Raw genomic sequence first — 19,578 nt, forward strand, 5'->3', positions numbered from 1 at the left:
AGAGAAATTCGAAACGGGCGCGTGCCAATGCATCGGATCGTCGCAAAGCCGCTGGATTCAAGTCGCCGCTGGTGGGTGTTGGCGATCGTGGTGGCCGCGCAGTTCATGTTCGGCGTCGACGCCTTCGTGGTCAACGTCGCGATCCCGACCATCGCGGTCGACCTGCATGCGACGCCGGCGCAGATCGAATCCGTGGTTGCGATCTACCTGATCGCCTATGCGACGCTGGTGGTCACGGGCGGTCGGCTCGGCGACATCCATGGCACGAAGAACGTGTTTCTGGCCGGTGTTGCCGGCTTCACGCTGACCTCGCTGTGGTGCGGGCTTGCGCAATCCGCTTCCGAGCTGATCATCGCGCGGCTGGCGCAAGGCGCAACCGCGGCACTGATGGTGCCGCAAGTATTGGCGACGTTGCATCTTCTATTTACTGACGGGTCGCGCCACCGCGCGTTTGGCATCTATGGCATCGTGCTGGGGCTCGCCGGTGCCGCCGGCTTCCTGCTCGGCGGCCTGCTCTTGACGATCGACCTTGCGCATGCCGGCTGGCGCTCGGTGTTCTTCGTCAACGTGCCGTTCGGCCTCCTCATCATCGCCGCCGCGATGCGCATCATGCCACAGGCCACGCGACGAGTCGGCACGCGGCTCGACGTCGCCGGCAGTCTTGTCTTGTTCGCAGGCTTGTTGTGCCTGATCGGGCCGCTGCTGTTCGGCCACGATGCTGGCTGGGCGCCGTGGCTCTGGGGCGTGGTGGCCATTGGAGTCGCTATGCTCGCGTTCTTCCTGCGCCTGGAGCACGCCGTGGCGCGGCGCGGCGGCATGCCGCTGATCGATCTCACGCTGTTGTCGGACTCTGCTTTCCTGCGCGGACTTGGCGCCGCGTTCTTTTTCTTTCTCGCCAATCTGTCCTTCTACCTGATCATGACGCTGTTCATGCAAAAGGGGTTGAAGATTCCGCCGCTCGCGGCCGGCAGCGCCTTCATTCCGCTCGCGTTCGCCTTCGTCGTGGCGTCGCGCCACAGCGGCGTGCGGGCGCGGCATCGTGGCACCAAGGTGCTGATCGAGGGCTGCGCGCTTCAGACCGCGGGTCTCGCGGCGCTCGCGCTTCTTGCCTTCTCTGTCGATGCGCCGACGCCGGTCATGCTTGCGCTCACCATGATCATCTTCGGCTATGGCCAGGGTCTCGTGATGGCGCCGCTCTCGGGTGCCGTGCTCTCGACGGTGAAGCCTGTCGCGGCAGGCTCGGCATCCGGCATGTACGGCACAACCATTCAGATCGGGAATGCAGCCGGTGTCGCCGCAATCGGTGCGGTATTCTTTGCTGTCGAATCGTTGCACTCATCGCGTGCAGGTTTTTTTGTCGCGATCGCCCTGTTTGCGACGTTAATCATGATCTGCGTCGCATTTCTGACATGGATGCGCCGCGCGCCCGCATGAACTCTAGGCAACGTTGTCGATTGCGTAGTCGAATTGCCCGTTAATTCACGGGGATTGACGGCACACAGACTTTTTATTTTGCGTCGCAGCAACTATCTGTTTTGGGGTGGCGTTGGAAGTTGCCCCATCAGGAGCTGTCGGTGTCGTTAACCAGGAATGTCGATCTCTTAAGACGTCTGCCAAAGCTGGACGGTCTGCGCTTTGCCGAAAACTTGCGCGGCACGGGCCAGCACAGTCCGCTGACGGAGATCACCGGATTCGGCTCTAATCCCGGAAACCTGCGCATGTTCGCGTACGTACCGGCGCAATTGCAGCAGGTGCGTGCACTCGTCGTCGTGCTGCATGGTTGCGGCCAGACCGCGGCTGGTTACGATCTCGGCGCCGGATGGTCGACGCTTGCAAAGCATTACGGCTTCGCGCTGTTGATGCCGCAGCAGCAGCTCGCCAACAATGCCAACACCTGCTTCAACTGGTTCAGTCCGGAAGACACTGCGCGCGACAGCGGCGAGGCGCGCTCGATTCGCGAGATGATCGCGCACATGGTCTCGACGCACGGCATCGACGCGCGGCGCATCTTCATCACCGGCCTGTCGGCCGGCGGCGGCATGACCTCGGTGATGCTTGCGACCTATCCGGAGGTTTTCGCGGCTGGCGCCATCATTGCGGGCCTGCCCTACGGTGTGGCATCGAATCTGCGTCAGGCTCTCGATGGTATGTTTCATTCGCCGGAGCGCCCTGCGCGCGAGCTCGGCGATCTCGTGCGCAAGGCGTCCGACCATCGCGGTCCCTGGCCCAAGATTTCGGTTTGGCACGGCAGCGCCGACCGCACCGTCAATCCCGGCAATGCCGATGAGATCGTCAAGCAGTGGCTTGACCTGCATGACCTGCCGCTGACGCCGATGTCGGAAACCGTCGTCGACGGCTATCCACGCCAGGCCTGGTGGAATGCGGACGGCGAGACCATCGTCGAATCCTTCGCCATCACCGACATGGCGCACGGCACGCCGCTCGGCGTCGCCGACAACGATCATCGCTACGGCATCGAAGGCGCCTTCCTGATCGAGGCGGGCATTTCTTCGTCGTATCACATCGCAAAATTCTTCGGCCTGACGGAATGGATCCGCAGCGCCGCGCCCGAGAAGAAGCCGACCGCGGCGGCGAAGCCGGCGCCGGCCCTGTCGCCCGCGCCGCATCTTGCAAGGTCGATCCGTACCGCCGTTGCCGAGCCGCAAGGAAATGCAAAGCTCAAGGCCAAGCCCGGCAAGAAGGCCAGGCGTCGCCTCGACCTCAGCGCCGTCATCACGCGCGCGCTGACGGCCGCTGGCCTGATGAAGTAGAACCAATCCCAACTGTCGTCCCGGACAAGCGCAGCGCGGATCCGGGACGATGTTTGCGTTTTTGGCGCAGCAATCCGACCAGCGCTACGCCGTCTGATCGATCAGCTCGATCGGCGTCACCGTCACCTCGCCGTCGGCGACCTTTCGCGTCATCTCGGTATAGTGCTTGAAGAAGTCGCGCGATTGCAGGGTCTTCTGCGCGGCATCGTCGGTGACGCTGGCAAGGTGGAGATAGCTGTTGTCGTCGCGGTTCTTCATGCAGCGATAGCCGATCCGTCCCTTCAGCTCCGCATCCTCGTTGATCGCCTTGATGAAGCGGCCGATCTCCTGGTGCCAGGCCTCCGTCGTGCCGTTCCTGAACTGATACGTGATCATGAAGTGCTTCATGTGACGCTCCCTTCGTCGTGTGCGTCATCATCTGCGCCTCGTGAGCAGTTCTGCAAGTATGGACAAAATTGATAGTATGGACTTTTTCGGCATCCCTCCTATCCTCCTGTGAGCGCAGAGAGGTGACGAGATGGCGAAAGCGAGATCGGCCCTGCGGAGCTGCCCGGTCGCAGCCTTCCAGAAGATGATCGCAGGCAAGTACAAGCTGCGGATTGTCTGGGACCTGAAGGACGGCCCGCGCCGCTATGGCGAGATCAGGAGCGGCCTGCTCCGAGGTGCCGCGGGCAGCGCCGAGATCACCCCGCGGGTGCTCAGCCGCGAATTGAAGGCGCTCACCGAGAGCGGGCTGATCGACCGCCGCGATTTTGGCGTGGTGCCGCCGAAGGTCGAATACCGCCTCACCCGCAAGGGCAAGAGCTTCGTGCCCGTGATTGCGGCGATCCGCGATTGGGGCGAGCGGCATTTGAGCGAGCCGGCGGCGCTCGCAGATGCCGCGGAGTAGGGCAGCCTAAAACTCGCTGCGTCGCAGGACCTTCATGGTGAGGAGCGCGGAACGCGCGTCTCGAACCATGAAGGCCCGTCTCTCACGCGCGGCTATCGTTCGAGACGCCCGCTTATCGCGGGCTCCTCAGGATGAGGGCGTGTGCTCGTGACGCAGTAAAGCTACATCTCCCCGGTGATGAACGGGTTCGTCATCCGCTCATGGCCGATGCGCGAGCCCGCGCCATGGCCGCAGATGAAGCCGACGTCGTCGCCGAGCGGCAGGAGTTTCGTCTTGATCGAGTTGATCAGCGTCGCGTGACTGCCGCCGGGCAGGTCGGTGCGGCCGACCGAACCTGCGAACAGGACGTCGCCGACATGGGCAAAGCGCAGCTCCTTGTTGAAGAAGACGACGCTGCCGGGTGAGTGGCCCGGGCAGTGCAGGATGTCGAAGGAGAGATCGCCGATCGAGACGGTGTCGCCTTCCTCCAGCCAGCGGTCCGGCGCGAAATTGCGCACGCCGCTCATGCCGAAGCGCGCGCCGCTCTCGACCACATTGTCGAGCAGGAACTTGTCGGCGACGTGCGGCCCTTCGATCGGCACCTTCAGTGCGTCGCGCAGGTCGGCGGCACCGCCGACGTGATCGATATGGCCGTGCGTCAGCCAGATCTTCTCCACGGTCACGCCGGTCTGGCTGATCGCGTCCAGGATTTTTGGAACGTCCCCGCCGGGATCGATCACCACGGCCTTCTTGCTGGGCTCGTCCCAGATGATGGTGCAGTTCTGCTCGAACAGCGTCACGGGAACGATGATTGCGCCCGCTTTCGCCGCCTGGGATTGTTCGGTTTGCTCGGTCATGGCCTCACATTGCCGATTTTTGGCGGCCCGCCAAGCAAAAGATTCGGCATTCCGGATGCGGGAACAGGCGCTTCCGCCGTCACACGGCGGTCTCAAAGGCCTGCTGGTCTGAACCCCAGCGTTGCCAGCGCGTTGCTTGGCGCGAGGCAGATTTCGAAGGTGGCGATTCCAGCATGGCCGAGAACGACGAAAACTGGTGGCGCGACGGCATCTTTTATCAGATCTACCCGCGCTCGTTTCAGGACACTGACGGCGACGGGGTCGGCGATCTCGCCGGCATCCTCAAGCGCCTTCCTTACGTGAAATCGCTTGGCGTCGATGCCATCTGGCTGTCGCCGGTCTACCGCTCGCCGATGGCCGATTTCGGCTACGACATTTCCGATTACACCGGCATCGATCCCCTGTTCGGCACCATGGAGGATTTCGATGCGCTGCTTAAGGCCACGCATGAGAGCGGGTTGAAGCTGATCCTGGATCTCGTGCCGAACCACACCTCCGACCAGCATCCCTGGTTCATCGCCAGCCGCTCCTCGCGCGATAACCCCAAGCGCGACTGGTTCATCTGGCGCGATCCGGGCGCGGGCGGCGGGCCGCCGAACAACTGGCTGTCCGAGTTCGGTGGCAGCGCGTGGCAATATGACGAGGCGAGCGGTCAATATTACTACCATGCCTTCCTCGCCCAGCAGCCGGACCTCAACTGGCGCAACCCTGACGTCCGCGAGGCGATGTATGGCGTGATGCGGTTCTGGCTGGAGACGGGCGTCGACGGCTTTCGCGTCGACGTCATCTGGCACCTGATCAAGGACGCGGACTTCCGCGACAACCCGCCGAACCCGTACTATGTCGAGGGCCGGCCGCCGAATGAAAAAATCCTCACGCAATATTCGACCGACCAGCCCGAGGTGCACGATGTGATCGCCGAGATGCGGCGCGTCACGGACGCCTTTGGCGCGCGCGTCTTGATCGGCGAAATCTATCTGCCGCTGCATCGTCTGATGGCCTATTACGGCAACGATCTCACCGGCGCGCAGATGCCGTTCAATTTCGCGCTGCTCTCGACCTTCTGGAGCGCACGCTCGATCGAAAAGATCATCGAGGACTACGAGAAGGCGCTGCCGAAGGGTGCCTGGCCGAACTGGGTGCTCGGCAATCACGACCGGCCGCGCGTCGCAAGCCGCGTCGGGCCGGAGCAGGCGCGGGTCGCCGCCATGCTGCTGCTGACGCTGCGCGGTACGCCGACGCTCTATTACGGCGACGAGATCGGAATGAGCCAGGTCGCGATCGCACCCGAGGACGTCCGCGATCCCTTCGAGAAGAACGTGCCCGGCATCGGCGTCGGCCGCGACGGCTGCCGCACCCCGATGCAATGGGATTCCTCGAGCTTCGGCGGTTTCTCTCAAGTTGCGCCGTGGCTGCCGCTGCCGGAGATCCACGTTCATGAGAACGTGGCCAATCTCGAAGCCGACAGGTTATCGATCCTCAATCTCTACAAGCGCCTGATCATCTTGCGGAAGGCGCACCCGCAACTGGTCGCCGGCGATTATCATCCGATCGCCGCGCAAGGCGACCTCTTGATCTATCGCCGGCAGGCGGGCGGCGAGGCGCTGGTCGTCGTGCTCAATCTCGGCCCCGACCCCGTCGCCGTCACCACCAGCGCCATCCGCTTCGGCAGCGAGATCCTGCTCTCCACCTTTCTCGACCGCGAGGGCGAAGAGCTCGAGGGCGTGCTCGACTTGCGCGGCAATGAAGGCGTGGTGATCTTGCCGGGGCGATCCTGATCGTCGTCCCGGCCTTCGCCTGGCCTTCATCGGGCCGACGTGGGGGAAGGGGCGTCACTTCCCCCGCGCATTCTTCCGCATCGCCTTGGTGTCGATATCGCTGCGCTTCAAGAGGTAATCGAGCCCGCCGACGCGGTACCAGCGATAGCCGTAGGGTTCGAGCACGACGCGGTGCTGGCCGCGCTTGTCGGCGCGGCTGTGATCTTCCGCCAGGAGATTGATCAGCAGCGTTCCATGGCCTTCGGGCAGCTTCGTCGAGAACGCGATCTCGCGTGGCTTTTCGTCGAGATTGTGCACGAACAGCACCGAATTGTTGCGCCAGTCATAGCGGATGATGAAGATCGCCGGGTCCTGCACGGCGATGATCTCGAAGTCGCCCCAGCCGACCTCCGGCACTTCCTTCCGCATGCGGATGATGCGCTCGGTCCAGTTCAGCATCGAGTTCGGATCGCGCCGCTGCTTGGCGACGTTGACGTGCCCGAAGCCATACGGTCCCTTGTCGATGACCGGCGAGACCGGCTTGTCGCTGTCGGTGAAGCCGCCGTGCGGCTCGGTCGACCATTGCATCGGCGTGCGTGCGCAATTGCGTTCGGGCAGCGCCAGGTCGTCGCCCATTGCGATCTCGTCGCCATAGCGGATCACTGGCGTTCCCGGCAGCGTGCACATCAGGCTGTAGGCAAGCTCGAGCCTGCGGCGGTCGCCGCCGAGCATCGGCGCCAGCCGCCGGCGGATGCCGCGATCGTAGAGCTGCATGTCCTTGTCCGGCCCGAAGCATTTGAACACGAGGTCCCGCTGCGCTTTGGTTAGCCGTCCGAGATCGAGCTCGTCATGATTCCGCAAGAACATGCCCCATTGGGCGGAGGCCGGCCGCGGCTTGGTCGCCTTCAGCGACTCGGCGAGTGCGCGCGAGTCGGCCGAGGCCAGCGCATAGAACAGGTGCTGGTTGACGTGGAAGTTGAACATCATGTGCATGCGGTCGCCATCACGGCCGAAATACTCCATGTCGGTCTTGGGAAGCACATTGGCTTCGGCGAGGATGATCGCGTCGCCCTCGCGCCATTGCAGGAATTCGCGGAACGATCGCAGCATGTCGTACTGCTCCGTCGGCGTCTTGACCTTCGGCCCCTTGGTGGCGATCACGAACGGCACGGCATCCATCCGGAAACCGGAGACGCCGAGCTGGATCCAGAAGCCCATGATCTTCAGAAGCTCGGCCTGCACGCGCGGGTTCGAGGTGTTGAGATCGGGCTGGAAATCGTAGAAGCGATGGAAGTACCAGGCGCCGGCTTCCTTGTCGCGCGTCCAGGTCGATTTCTGCACGCCGGGAAACACGACGCCCTTGCCGGCGTTCGCGGGCTTTTTGTCGGACCACACATACCAGTCGCGATGGGGCGAGTCCTTCGAGCGGCGCGCGTCCTTGAACCAGGGATGCTGGTCCGAAGTGTGGTTGACGACGAGGTCGATGATGATGCGGATGCCGCGCTGCTTGCAGCCATGAGCGAATTCGACGAAGTCGCCGAGCGTGCCGTAGCGCGGATCGACGCCGTAATAGTCCGATATGTCGTAGCCGGCATCGAGGCCGGGCGACGGCTGAAACGGCATCAGCCAGATCGCGGTAATGCCGAGGCCGTGCAGGTAGTCAAGCCGCCGCAACAGCCCCTTGAAGTCGCCGACGCCGTCGCCATTGGCATCCATGTAGGTGGCGACAGACAGGCAGTAGATGACGCCGTTCTTGTACCAGAGGTCGTCGATCATGTCGGGGCAGCCTCGCTGGTCCGCACGGCGGTGAGTGGCTGCGTGATAAGTGTCGGCGAGAGGCGAGGTTCCCGCCTCACACTCAGTGTCGTCCCGGCCTTCGCCGGGACGACGGTTGAGAATGGGATGCAGCTCGTTTCCATCGAATGGTGTGCGCAGCGAGCGGAATCGGCTAAACTCACCCCATGGACAACACCGCCCGCCACATCGCGCTCGTGCCGCCGCCTGACGGCCGCCAGTCCGAGACCGCGCTTGCAGTCGCGCGCGGCACGGCACGGCTGTTGCGATCGCTCCGCTTCTCCTGCATCAGCGAACTGCCGCTGCCGTCGGGCCGCCGTGCCGATCTCGTCGCGCTGAACGAGCGCGGCGAGATCTGGATCGTCGAGATCAAATCGTCGGTTGAGGATCTGCGCAGCGATCAGAAATGGCACGAGTACCGCGCCCATTGCGACCGGCTGTTCTTCGCCTTCACGCAGGAGTTGCCTTGCGAGATCTTTCCGGAAGGCACCGGCCTGATCATCGCGGACGCCTATGGCGCGCATCTCCACTGCGATGCGCCCGAGCACAAGCTGCCGGCCCCCACCCGCAAGCAGATGACGGTGCGCTTTGCCATGGCCGCCGCGCTCCGGATCAACCGTCTGGTCGATCCGCAGGGCCACGCGGAGTTTTGGGAGTAGGGCGCGGCGATTTGTAGGGTGGGCAAAGCGAAGCGTGCCCACCGCTCATGCCACCGAAGATGAAGCAGAAGAGGTGGGCACGGCGCTCTGCGCCTTTGCCCACCCTACAACATGCGGACCTACCGCGGCGCGCGCTTGGCCAGAATTCGCTGCAATGTGCGTCGATGCATGTTGAGGCGGCGCGCGGTTTCCGAGACGTTGCGGTTGCACATCTCGTAGATGCGCTGGATGTGCTCCCAGCGCACGCGGTCGGCCGACATCGGGTTCGCCGGCAGCTCGGACTTTTCAGTGCCGGTCGACAGCAGGGCAGCGACGACGTCGTCGGCGTCGGCCGGTTTCGAGAGATAGTCGATCGCGCCCATCTTCACGGCCGTCACCGCGGTGGCGATGTTGCCATAGCCGGTGAGCACGATGGCGCGCGCATCGGGGCGCTTCTTCTTCAGCGCCGAGACCACGTCGAGGCCGTTGCCGTCGCCGAGCCGCAAGTCGACCACCGCGAACGCTGGCGCGGCCTTGCCGATCTCTGCCAATCCATCCGAGACGGTATCGCAGGAGGTTACCGTGAAGCCGCGCGTCTCCATGGCGCGCGACAGCCGCTCCAGGAACGGCTTGTCGTCCTCGACGATCAAGAGCGAGCGGTCGGCCTGTTCATTCAGTTCGGCGATGGCGTTCAAGGTTTTGTCCTCTCTCCAACGCTGGAAGATATGGCGTTGCAATCGGCCGCTGCCAAGGTCGTCGAAAGTCGATGGCGTGCGCAGTGCGACCCAACGTCGCGGTCTATCCTATTGTTTCTTCGGCCGTCTCGGTAGCCTCAAAACGCTCGCGCGGCCACACGATCTGCACCACGGCGCCATGCTCGGGGAACGTCCGATTGGTAAACGAGACCTTGGCACCCGTGCGCTCCAGGAGCGTGCGTGCGATGAACACCCCAAGCCCCAGGCCGCGACGCTCGCCTCCGCCGTCGTCCTGCAAGCGCCGCCGCGACAGATAGGGCTCGCCGATCCGGTTCAAGAGATCGGGCGGAATGCCGGGGCCGTCGTCGGAGATCAAGATCTCGATGGTATCGTTGTTCCACCACGCATTGACCTCGACGGTCGTATGAGCGAAATCGACGGCATTTTCGACAATATTGCCGACGCCATAGAGAATCGCAGGATTGCGCGAGCCGACCGGTTCCGTGGCCGCCGCCACCGCGATCCGCACCTTGATGGCAACACCGAAATCGCGGTGTGGCGCCACGACCTCCTCGATCAGCTCCGACAGCTTCATGCGGTCGAACGGCGCGCCGGTGGAGGAGAGCTGGGTGATCTTGCTCAGGATGTCGCGGCAACGCTGCGTCTGCTCGCGCAGGGTTTTCAGATCGGCGGCGAAGCTTGCGTCCTTCACCGTCTTCTCCAATTCGCGCGAGATCAGGAAGATGGTTGCCAGCGGTGTGCCGAGCTCATGCGCGGCCGCGGCCGCAAGCCCGTCGAGCTGGGTCAGATGTTGCTCGCGCGTCAGCACCAGCTCGGTCGCGGCGAGCGCGTCGGCGAGCTTGCGCGCCTCTTCCGTCACCTGGAAGGAGTAGAGGCTGGTGACGCCGATCGCGAGCACGATCGAAAGCCAGACGCCGACCAGATAGATCGGCGGCAGCACCAGGGGATCGTCGCTGTCCCAGGGCAGCGGCAGATGAAAGAAGACCAATATCGAGGCGCAGGCGACCGCCAGCAGGCCGAGGCCGAAGGTGAGCCTGGCCGGCAGCGCGGTCGCGGAGATCAGGACTGGGGCCAGGAACAGGAATGAGAACGGGTTCTCCAATCCGCCGGTGAAGAACAAGAGGCCAGCCAATTCCACGATGTTCAGCGCCAGCAGTGCGGCCGCATGGACGCCCTCCAGCCGCTGCATCGGATTGACCGCCATTTGCAGGGCGAGGTTGAGCGCCGCCGCCAGCCCGATGATGGTGACGCAGGGGATGATCGGAACGTTGAATTCCAGCCCCTGCGCCACGATGAAGATGGCGGCGAGCTGGCCGAGCACCGCAAGCCAGCGCAGCCGCAGGATCGTATCCAGGCGGATATGCCGCCGCGAATGGCGAAACTCGGAAGCGGCAATTTCAGTTATATCGGCCAATTGGGCACTGCCTTCTCAGGTCACAAACGCGGGTGGCTCACACAATCCGTCTGGTTACAAGTCTTGCGCTTGCCGCCGCAATAGCAGAAGAACGCCCAGCATGACCGAGAATGACAAGGCTTCAAGTCGGCCGACTGTCGCGGACGGCACCCTGTCCGCGGCGATCGAGGTCGACCATCTCGTCAAGGTCTACAAGCAGACCCGTGCGGTCGACGACATTTCCTTTACGCTTCCGCGCGGCAGCATCACGGGTCTGCTCGGCGGCAACGGCGCCGGCAAGACCACGACGATCGCGATCATCATGGGCCTGGTGCTGGCGACCTCCGGCCGTGTGCGGGTGCTCGGGCATCGGATGCCCGAGCAGAGCGCCGATGTGCTCGGGCGGATGAATTTCGAAAGCCCCTATGTCGACATGCCGATGCGGCTCACGGTGCGGCAGAATCTGACGATTTTCGGCAAGCTCTATGCGGTGAAGGATCTGTCCGGTCGCATCGCGCAGCTTGCCGACGATCTCGATCTCAACGAATTCATCGACCGGGCCAACGGCAAGCTCTCGGCCGGGCAGAAAACCCGCGTTGCGCTTGCGAAGGCTCTGATCAACCAGCCCGAGCTGCTGCTGCTGGACGAGCCGACGGCCTCGCTCGACCCTGACACGGCCGATTGGGTGCGGTCGCATCTCGAGGCCTACCGCAAGGCCCACAATGCCACCATCCTGCTCGCCTCGCACAACATGCTCGAGGTCGAGCGGCTCTGCGACCGCGTCATCATCATGAAGCGCGGTCGCATCGAGGACGACGATACGCCCGACGCCATCATGGCCCGCTACAACCGCGACACTCTGGAAGATGTGTTTCTGGACGTCGCGCGCGGCCGTAGCAACGGAGCGGCGCGGGAGACGGTGCGATGAGCGAGCTCGCGCTCCATCGCGGCCTGGCGATGCATCGCATCAATGCGATGATCCTGCGCTACTGGTACCTGTTGATGTCGTCCTGGCCGCGGCTTCTGGAGCTGCTCTACTGGCCGGCGCTCCAGGTCATCACCTGGGGCTTCATCCAGCTCTATGTCGCGCAAAACGCCAATTTCTTCGCGCGGGCCGGCGGCACGCTGATCGGTGCCGTCATCCTCTGGGACATCCTGTTCCGGGGCCAGCTCGGCTTCTCCATCTCGTTCCTGGAGGAGATGTGGGCGCGCAACATCGGCAATCTCATGATGAGCCCGCTCAAGCCGATCGAGTTCCTGCTCGCACTTATGGTCATGAGCCTGATTCGCCTCGCGATCGGCGTCATCCCGATGACGCTGCTCGCGCTGTTTCTGTTTCACTTCAACGTCTACAGCCTCGGCCTGCCGCTGATCGCCTTCTTCTGCAATCTGATCTTCACGAGCTGGGCGGTCGGCATCTTCGTTTCCGGCCTGGTGTTGCGGAACGGGCTCGGGGCCGAAAGCATCGTCTGGACCTTGATGTTCGCGATCATGCCGCTCGCCTGCATCTACTATCCGGTCAGCGTGCTGCCGCCCTGGCTGCAAGTCGTCGCCTGGACGCTGCCGCCGACCTACGTATTCGAGGGCATGCGGGCGCTGCTGATCGACCACAGCTTCCGGGCCGACCTGATGCTATATGCGCTCGCCATCAATGCTGGCCTTCTGGCGGCATCTTTCTGGGCATTCCTTGCCCTTTTGCGCAGCGCCAAGAAGCACGGCTCGCTGCTGTCCAGCGGCGAGTAGCTTCACTTTCCCGTGGATTCAGGCTCGTTTTTGCGACGGAGAGCCCGTACATGTACGGAACCATGCATTGACGCAATATTACGCATTCGGCAGTATGCTGCGATGCGAGAGGATATACGATATGCCTATTGGTGAGTTTGGCGGCGCACCGCCCCTGGTGGCCGAAGGCAGTCCGGTCTTAACGACGCCGATGTACTGGATGTATGAGATGGCGCACGCCTCTCTCAATCCAGCGCGCGCAGTCACCGACGCCACCAAGATCTTGTTTCAGAATCCCCTGAATCCGTGGTCGCACACCGATGTCGGCAAGTCGCTGGCCGCGGCCTGCGAATTGTTCGAGCGCACGACGCGCCGCTACGGCAAGCCGGAATGGGGCCTCGACGACACCGAGGTCAACGGCATCCGCGTCCCCGTCGAGGTCCGCCCGGTCTGGGAAAAACCGTTTTGCCGGCTGCTCTATTTCGATCGCAAGTTCACCCGTCCGCTGCGCAGCCCGCAGCCGCGCGTGCTGATCGTGGCGCCGATGTCCGGCCACTACGCGACGCTGCTTCGTGGCACGGTCGAGGCCCTGCTGCCGGCGCATGAGGTCTACATCACCGATTGGGCCGACGCGCGCATGGTCCCATTGAGCGAAGGCCGCTTCGATCTCGACGACTACATCGACTACGTCATCGAGATGCTGCATGTGCTCGGCGGCAACACCCATGTGATGGCGGTGTGCCAGCCTTCGGTGCCCGTCGTCGCGGCCGTCTCGATCATGGAAGCGCGGCGCGACCCGTTCGTGCCGACCTCGATGACGCTGATGGGCGGCCCGATCGACACCCGCCGCAATCCGACCGCGGTGAACAAGGTTGCCGAGGAGCGCGGCATCGACTGGTTCCGCAACCACGTCATCACCAAGGTGCCGTTCCCGCATCCGGGCATGATGCGCGACGTCTATCCGGGCTTTTTGCAGCTCAACGGCTTCATCAGCATGAATCTCGACCGGCACATGGATGCGCACAAGCAGCTGTTTGCCAATCTGGTGAAGGGCGACGGCGATCTCGTCGACAAGCACCGTGACTTCTACGACGAATACCTCGCGGTCATGGACCTGACCGCGGAGTATTATCTGCAGACGGTCGACACCGTGTTCGTCAAGCATGCGCTGCCGAAGGGTGAGATGACCCACCGCGGTACGCGGGTTGACCCCACCAAGATCACGCGCGTTGCGCTGATGACGGTGGAAGGCGAGAACGACGACATCTCCGGTCTCGGTCAGACCGAAGCGACTCACGGTTTGTGCAGCTCGATCCCCGATCATCGCCGCGTGCACTACGTGCAGAAGGGCGTCGGACATTACGGCGTGTTCAATGGATCGCGCTTCAAGTCGGAAATCGTGCCACGCATCCACGATTTCATGATTTCGGCGGCGAATCCGAAGGCTTCACTGGCGTTGGCGGCCGAATAGGCCGCTTTTTCGGGTTTCCCGCGCATGGTACGGCGCTTCGAAGGGGCCGGGTTCCCGCCAGATTCGCGGTAATTAGGTAGTTTTGTAGGAGTGAGCGGGGCCTCAGACTTTGGGGCCCCAGCATGCACCTGGCGGGGGCGAAAAAAACCGGTTCCAACCCCAGTCTGTAGGGGCTCCCGGGCTGCCAACCCCTGTATATTGGGCAAATGATTTGTTTTTGCGCCGAGCGCTTTCCGTGGCGGCGGTTATGGCAGAATCCGGGCGAACTCCTGCTCCCCGGACTGACAGACATGGCCACTCGCGCGCTCCTTTATCGGCGGCCTCACGAACCCAAGACCTTTGTGATCCACCACGGATCGCAATTTTTCGCGATAAGGCTGCGCCGACACCGTCGCGCGCGGCGCTATACGCTTCGCATTCATCCGAGTGATCGCGAAGCGATCCTCACCATGCCGCCGCGCGGCACGCTCGCAGAGGCAAAAGACTTTGCGCAGCGTCACGGTGCATGGATTGCCGCGCGCCTTGGCCGCTTGCCGAAGGCCGCACCGTTCCAGGCGGGCACTGTGATACCGCTTCGTGGCCTCCCGCACCGGATCGTGCATCGCGCCGGCGTACGCGGCACGGTGTGGACCGAGACGCGCGATAGCGGCGAGCGCATCATCTGCGTTGCCGGCGGTGTCGATCACGTCGATCGCCGTGTCCACGACTTCCTCAAGCGCGAGGCGCGCCACGATTTGCAACGCTCGGCGGAAGCCTATGCCGCCGAACTCGGCGTTCGCGTCAGGCGGCTCTCGATCCGCGATCAGTCGAGCCGCTGGGGCTCCTGCACCTCCGCCGGCTCGCTATCGTTCTCCTGGCGTCTGATCCTCGCGCCGCCTTACGTGCTGGACTATCTCGCAGCCCACGAGGTCGCCCATCTCGTCGAGATGAACCACTCGCCGCGGTTCTGGCGCGTCTGCGCGAAGATCTGCCCCTCGGTCGAGCGCGCCAAGAAGTGGCTCGATACGCACGGCAACGACCTGCATCGCTACGGGATCGAGGATTAAGGCCCTCTCTTGCTAGCCAGGCTGTAAGCCGTCGGCCGTATCCGAAGCCGTCATCGCCCGCCTTGTGCGCAATTGCGCACTGGAGTGGACGATCAAGTATTCCAGAGGCGGTGAAGAATACGGAGAAGCCGCGGCGTACTGGATTGCCGCTTTCGCGGGCAATGACCCGAATGAGGCGACGGCCTACGCGGGGAATGGCAAGTGAAGTCGCGTCGCGACGTCTGCTTCGTCCGCCGCATCAATGACCTCGCAAAATCCACCGCGCGTCGCGCCGGCTCTCACCGGCTACTGTGCATGGGGTTGTTTTCGAGCTTTTTGTTCAGGCCGAACCTGACAGCGCTTTTAGCGGCTACCTGTTCCCGCCAAACAATCGGTCCATCAGCCAGCCGTCGAGCCCCGCGGCCGGCTCCGGTCGCACATTGGCGCGCGTGGCTGGCGGGCGAGTACCGCTATTGTTGACAACAGCGGACGGCGTCGGTGCGGAGACCTGCGAGGCCGCCTGCGCGAGGTTCGACAGGCCCCAGCCGGCTTGCGAATTCGGCAAGGCCGCTACCGGCACGCCTTCGTGCGCGGTGCGCATGAAGCGCGACCAGACTTCCACCGGCAGGCCACCACCGGTCGCCTTCTTGGTCGGCGAGCTGTCGTCATTGCCGAGCCAGACACCGGTGACGAGGTTGGCGGTGTAGCCGATGAACCAGGCGTCGCGGTAATCCTGGCTGGTGCCGGTCTTGCCGGCGGCCATCCAGCCCGGGATCTCCGCCTTCTTGGCGGTGCCGGAGATCAGCGTTTCCCGCATCATCGTGTTCATCATCGCCACGTAGCGCGGCTCGATCACCTGGTTGCGCTCGTCGGGCTGGCGCATGTAGAGCAACTTGCCGCCTTCTATCGTCTTGATCTTCGTCACCACATGCGGCGACACAGCGAGGCCGCCATTGGCGAACGGCGCATAGGCGCCGACCAGCTCGACGACCGAGACTTCGGAGGTGCCGAGTGCGATCGAGGCGTTGGGCTCAAGCTTCGAGGAGATGCCGAGCCGGTGCGCGGTGCGCACCACGTTCTTCGGCCCGACTTCGAGGCCGAGGCGAATTGCGACCGTGTTGAGCGACATCGCGAGCGCCTGGGTCAGCGTCACCGCCCCGAAATACTCGTGGGTGTAGTTCTCAGGCTTCCAGCCCTTGACCTCGATCGGCGCGTCCTGGCGGATCGTGTCGGGCGTCAGCCCCTGCTCCAGCGCGGTCAGGTAGACGAACGGCTTGAACGAGGAGCCCGGCTGGCGCTTGGCGGTCACTGCGCGATTGTATTGACTCTCGGAATAGTTCCGCCCGCCGACCAAGGCACGCACGGCGCCGTCAGGCGTCATCGCGACCAGCGCGCCCTGGCTGACGTTGAACTTCACGCTTTTCGCCGCGAGCTCGTCGATGATGGCGGCTTCCGCGACGCTCTGCAGCTTTGGATCGATCGTGGTCTCGACCGTGATGCTCTGGTCGATCTGGCCGACGAGATCGTCCAGGACCTCGCCGATCCAGTCGGCGACGTAGTTCACGGTGCCGGCGCCGGCCGGCTTCACGTTGTAGGAGGGATGGCCGATCGAGGCCTGCGCCTGCGCTTCGGTGATGAATTTGGCCTCCGCCATGGCGGCGAGCACGACCTGCGCGCGCGCTTCCGCGCCTTCGGGATTGCGGTTGGGCGCGAGGCGCGAGGGCGATTTGACGAGGCCCGCGAGCATCGCGGCCTCCGCAACCGTCACGTTCCTGGCCGACTTGCCGAAATATTTCTGCGCGGCGGCCTCGACACCATAGGCGCCGGAGCCGAAATAGACGCGGTTGAGGTAGAGTTCCAGAATCTCGTTCTTGGAGTGCTTGCGCTCCAGCCAGATCGCAAGCTCGGCCTCCTGCAGCTTGCGCTGCATGGTGCGCTCCTGCGTCAGGAACAGGTTCTTGGCAAGCTGCTGCGTCAACGTCGAGCCGCCCTGCGATACGCCGCGATGAACCACGTTGGTGACCAGGGCGCGCAGGATGCCGACCGGGTCGATGCCGAAATGCGAATAGAAGCGGCGGTCCTCGATGGCGATGAAGGCCTTCGGCAAATACGGCGGCAGATCCTTCAGCGCCACATTGGCGCCGGCCATCTCGCCGCGTTGCGCCAGCACGCTGCCGTCCATGCCGACGATCTGGATCGTCGGAGGGCGCTTTGGAATTTCCAGCGATTGAATCGGCGGCAGATGGGCGCCGACCCAGATCACGACGCCGATCACGGCGATCACGCCCCACAGGCCGAGCACCGCGCCCCAGTAGAACAGACGGCCGATGCCAAAGCCGATCTTCGACTTCGACCTTCGTTTTGCGCCACTGCGGCTCACGGGCGCCTTCCTTTCGCGCGGGGGCTCGTCATCGGCATCGTCGCTCTTGCGCTTGGCCTTGTCCTTTTTCGGCTTGTCGTCCGAGGCGTTCGGGATGCGATCGGCAGGCGTCAGGCGCAAATCGGCCAGCGCTGCGGGCAAGCCAAACAGTGGCTCCTTGCGCCCGCCTTTTTTCTTTCCCCACGCCATCCACAAACGCCCGGTCAGTCCGTCCCACCGCACGCTAGCTGTGGCTGTTTAAGGCCCGGTTACGCAAAGCTTAACGCGGGATTAGGAGGTGCGGCGGCCGCGTGCCGGTGGTTCCGCGAGAGGCGCGGCAAAGCTAGGATCGAGCCATCAACGAAAGGGAGCACCCATGGGCCATATCGATCCGACCAAGGAGGTTTTCGCGCAATTCCGGGAGAACGACCGCCCGGGTCCGATCCACATGCTCAATCTGGTTCGCTTGCGCAAGGAGGCGGCCTATCCCGACGGCCGCAAAGCGACCGGCGCCGAGGCCTATGCGGCCTATGGTCGCGAAAGCGGCCCGGTGTTCACGCGCCTCGGTGGCCGCATCGTCTGGCAGGGCAGGTTCGAGATAATGCTGATCGGTCCGCAGCAGGAACGCTGGGACCACTGCTTCATCGCCGAATATCCAAGCGTCGCCGCCTTCGTCGAGATGATCCGCGACCCCGTCTATCGCGAAGCGGTGAAACACCGGCAAGCGGCGGTCGAGGACTCCCGCCTGATCCGCCATGCCGTGCTGCCGATCGGAAAGAATTTCGGCGAGGTGCCGGAGTGACACTCGGTCTCTCATGGCGTCATGGCCGGGCTTGCCCCGGCCATCCACGTCTTTTCTCGGCTCAGGAACGTGGATGCCCGGGACATCCAGCGCGAAGACGCGCTTCTGCCCGGGCATGACCTTTTTCGTCTGGTCTTTTCCTGACTAACCCGCCGGGCCTGCATCCTCCAGGATCGGGCCGAACAGCTCCCAGCGCTCGCCGTTGAACTTCATCATCTGAAGCTGCTTGTTGACGCGGTAGTCGGTCGGCGAGGTGTTGGCGACAATGCCTGGCAGTGCAAGGTCGAGCTTGACGTCCTTCAGGCTGGTCGCCTGCTTCATGACGTTCTCACGCGTCAGGTCGTCGCCGCACTTCTGCAGCACGTAGACCATCAATTGAGACGTCGAGTAGCCGTAGGCGTTGAAGAGCGAGTCCTTGTCGCCTTCGGGATAGTACTTTGCCATGAACTCGAAATACTTCTTCATGCCTGGATCGTCCTTCCAGGTCGGATCGAGCGGATCCTTGCCGTAATTCACGCTGATCACGCCCTTGGAAGCTTCGAGCCCCGCCGGCTTCATCACCGCGCCGACCGATACGGAGTTGATGTCGAGGATGTGAACCGGATGCCAGTCGAGCTCGGCGATCTTCTTGATCGCCTGCGCCGCCTGCTTGGGCGTCGTCGCACTGAAAAAGAGATCCGCGCCCGCGTCCTTGATCTTGAGGATCTGCGAATCGATGGTCGGATCCGAGACTTCGTAAGACGCTTCCGCCACGATCATCTTTGCGGCCTTGTCGCCGAGGCCGGCCTTGATGCCGTTCAGATAGTCTTTGCCGAGATCGTCGTTCTGATAGAGGATGCCGATCTTGGCGTTCGGATGGTTCTTGATGATGTATTGGCCGTAGATGCGGCCTTCGACGAAGTAGTTGGGATTGTATCCCATCGTCCACGGGAAGTTCTTGGGATCGGTGAACCGCGACGCGCCAGTGGCGGCAAAGAGCTGCGGCACCTTCTTGGAATTGAGATATTTCTGCACGGCCGCATTCGAGGGCGTCCCGAGAAGCTGGAAGGTGAGCAGCACCTCGTCGCTCTCGACCAGCTTGCGGACCTGCTCGACCGCCTTCGGCGGGCTATAGGCGTCGTCATACTGGATCAGATTGATCTTGCGGCCGTTCACGCCGCCCTGATCGTTGATCATCTTCATATAGGCCGCCTGAGTCTTGCCGATCGTGGCATAGGCGGAGGCTGGCCCGCTGAAAGGGTTGGTCTGACCGATCTTGATCTCGCTGTCGCTCGCACCGGGATCGTATTTCTTCTGCGCGAGCGCCGGCGAGGCCGCGAGCGCAAGGGCGAAGGCCGCGGTGGCGGCCAAATGGGCTGGGCGATTGTTCATCCGGAATCTTCCTCCTCACGGAATTATCTGTCGA

At 63.4% G+C, this 19,578-nt stretch carries 17 protein-coding genes; 10 read left to right on the top strand and 7 right to left on the bottom strand.

All coding sequences use genetic code 11. The annotated features are described in order from the left end of the window. Positions 1 to 27 precede the first annotated feature (27 nt). Positions 28 to 1,434, top strand: a complete 1,407-nt coding sequence (locus tag SO139_RS01715; RefSeq protein WP_449377586.1) for an MFS transporter — start codon at positions 28 to 30, stop codon at positions 1,432 to 1,434. A gap of 140 nt (positions 1,435 to 1,574) precedes the next feature. After that, positions 1,575 to 2,771: an extracellular catalytic domain type 1 short-chain-length polyhydroxyalkanoate depolymerase gene (locus tag SO139_RS01720; protein WP_474800035.1), complete on the top strand. Its 1,197-nt coding sequence runs from the start codon at positions 1,575 to 1,577 to the stop codon at positions 2,769 to 2,771. Positions 2,772 to 2,855: 84 nt separating this feature from the next. On the opposite strand, the gene SO139_RS01725 is transcribed toward SO139_RS01720, so the two are convergent. Next, positions 2,856 to 3,158, bottom strand: a complete 303-nt coding sequence (locus tag SO139_RS01725; RefSeq protein ID WP_449382634.1) for a hypothetical protein — start codon at positions 3,156 to 3,158, stop codon at positions 2,856 to 2,858. A 130-nt stretch (positions 3,159 to 3,288) separates the two neighbouring features. Here SO139_RS01725 and SO139_RS01730 point away from each other — a divergent pair, with 130 nt between their 5' ends. Beyond that, positions 3,289 to 3,660: a winged helix-turn-helix transcriptional regulator gene (locus tag SO139_RS01730; protein ID WP_449382633.1), complete on the top strand. Its 372-nt coding sequence runs from the start codon at positions 3,289 to 3,291 to the stop codon at positions 3,658 to 3,660. A 161-nt stretch (positions 3,661 to 3,821) separates the two neighbouring features. Here SO139_RS01730 and SO139_RS01735 read toward each other — a convergent pair whose 3' ends face one another. Further along, entirely contained in the window at positions 3,822 to 4,496 is a 675-nt protein-coding gene (locus SO139_RS01735) for an MBL fold metallo-hydrolase (RefSeq protein ID WP_449382632.1), read from the bottom strand. A 173-nt stretch (positions 4,497 to 4,669) separates the two neighbouring features. Between SO139_RS01735 and SO139_RS01740 the strand changes: the two genes are divergently transcribed. Next, the gene (locus SO139_RS01740) at positions 4,670 to 6,274 is read left to right on the top strand and encodes an alpha-amylase family glycosyl hydrolase (protein WP_449382631.1); all 1,605 of its coding nucleotides are present in this window, start codon (positions 4,670 to 4,672) and stop codon (positions 6,272 to 6,274) included. 54 nt (positions 6,275 to 6,328) lie between these two features. On the opposite strand, the gene SO139_RS01745 is transcribed toward SO139_RS01740, so the two are convergent. After that, a complete protein-coding gene (locus tag SO139_RS01745; protein ID WP_449382630.1) occupies positions 6,329 to 8,029 on the bottom strand; it encodes an alpha-amylase family protein in 1,701 nt (566 codons plus the stop codon). Positions 8,030 to 8,214: 185 nt separating this feature from the next. Between SO139_RS01745 and SO139_RS01750 the strand changes: the two genes are divergently transcribed. After that, positions 8,215 to 8,706, top strand: a complete 492-nt coding sequence (locus SO139_RS01750; protein ID WP_449382629.1) for an MmcB family DNA repair protein — start codon at positions 8,215 to 8,217, stop codon at positions 8,704 to 8,706. 119 nt (positions 8,707 to 8,825) lie between these two features. Here SO139_RS01750 and SO139_RS01755 read toward each other — a convergent pair whose 3' ends face one another. Both SO139_RS01755 and SO139_RS01760 read right to left on the bottom strand, forming a co-directional pair. After that, positions 8,826 to 9,380 carry an ActR/PrrA/RegA family redox response regulator transcription factor gene (locus SO139_RS01755; RefSeq protein ID WP_254101122.1) on the bottom strand — a complete coding sequence of 185 codons (555 nt, stop codon included), beginning with the start codon at positions 9,378 to 9,380 and terminating at the stop codon, positions 8,826 to 8,828. A 103-nt stretch (positions 9,381 to 9,483) separates the two neighbouring features. After that, positions 9,484 to 10,806, bottom strand: coding sequence for an ActS/PrrB/RegB family redox-sensitive histidine kinase (locus SO139_RS01760; RefSeq protein WP_449382638.1), 1,323 nt, complete (start codon positions 10,804 to 10,806; stop codon positions 9,484 to 9,486). Between the two features lie 109 nt (positions 10,807 to 10,915). Between SO139_RS01760 and SO139_RS01765 the strand changes: the two genes are divergently transcribed. The 4 genes from SO139_RS01765 to SO139_RS01780 all read left to right on the top strand — a co-directional run bounded on the left by SO139_RS01765 (position 10,916) and on the right by SO139_RS01780 (position 15,033). Beyond that, positions 10,916 to 11,722, top strand: coding sequence for an ABC transporter ATP-binding protein (locus tag SO139_RS01765; protein ID WP_449382628.1), 807 nt, complete (start codon positions 10,916 to 10,918; stop codon positions 11,720 to 11,722). Next, positions 11,719 to 12,537 (top strand): ABC transporter permease, encoded by an 819-nt coding sequence (locus SO139_RS01770; protein WP_449382627.1) that lies wholly within the window; start codon positions 11,719 to 11,721, stop codon positions 12,535 to 12,537. Before SO139_RS01765 ends, SO139_RS01770 begins: the two co-directional genes overlap by 4 nt. Positions 12,538 to 12,658: 121 nt before the next feature. Next, positions 12,659 to 13,987: a polyhydroxyalkanoate depolymerase gene (locus SO139_RS01775; protein ID WP_449382626.1), complete on the top strand. Its 1,329-nt coding sequence runs from the start codon at positions 12,659 to 12,661 to the stop codon at positions 13,985 to 13,987. Positions 13,988 to 14,193: 206 nt separating this feature from the next. Then, positions 14,194 to 15,033: a M48 family metallopeptidase gene (locus SO139_RS01780; protein ID WP_449382625.1), complete on the top strand. Its 840-nt coding sequence runs from the start codon at positions 14,194 to 14,196 to the stop codon at positions 15,031 to 15,033. A gap of 349 nt (positions 15,034 to 15,382) precedes the next feature. Here the strand turns inward: SO139_RS01780 and SO139_RS01785 are convergent, their stop codons facing one another. Continuing rightward, entirely contained in the window at positions 15,383 to 17,581 is a 2,199-nt protein-coding gene (locus SO139_RS01785) for a transglycosylase domain-containing protein (protein WP_449382624.1), read from the bottom strand. A gap of 166 nt (positions 17,582 to 17,747) precedes the next feature. Here SO139_RS01785 and SO139_RS01790 point away from each other — a divergent pair, with 166 nt between their 5' ends. After that, positions 17,748 to 18,173, top strand: a complete 426-nt coding sequence (locus tag SO139_RS01790) for a DUF1330 domain-containing protein (protein ID WP_449382623.1) — start codon at positions 17,748 to 17,750, stop codon at positions 18,171 to 18,173. 144 nt (positions 18,174 to 18,317) lie between these two features. Here the strand turns inward: SO139_RS01790 and SO139_RS01795 are convergent, their stop codons facing one another. Further along, positions 18,318 to 19,544 (bottom strand): ABC transporter substrate-binding protein, encoded by a 1,227-nt coding sequence (locus SO139_RS01795; protein WP_449382622.1) that lies wholly within the window; start codon positions 19,542 to 19,544, stop codon positions 18,318 to 18,320. Positions 19,545 to 19,578 lie beyond the last annotated feature (34 nt).

It is taken from the genome of Bradyrhizobium sp. UFLA05-89 (genome assembly GCF_059803475.1).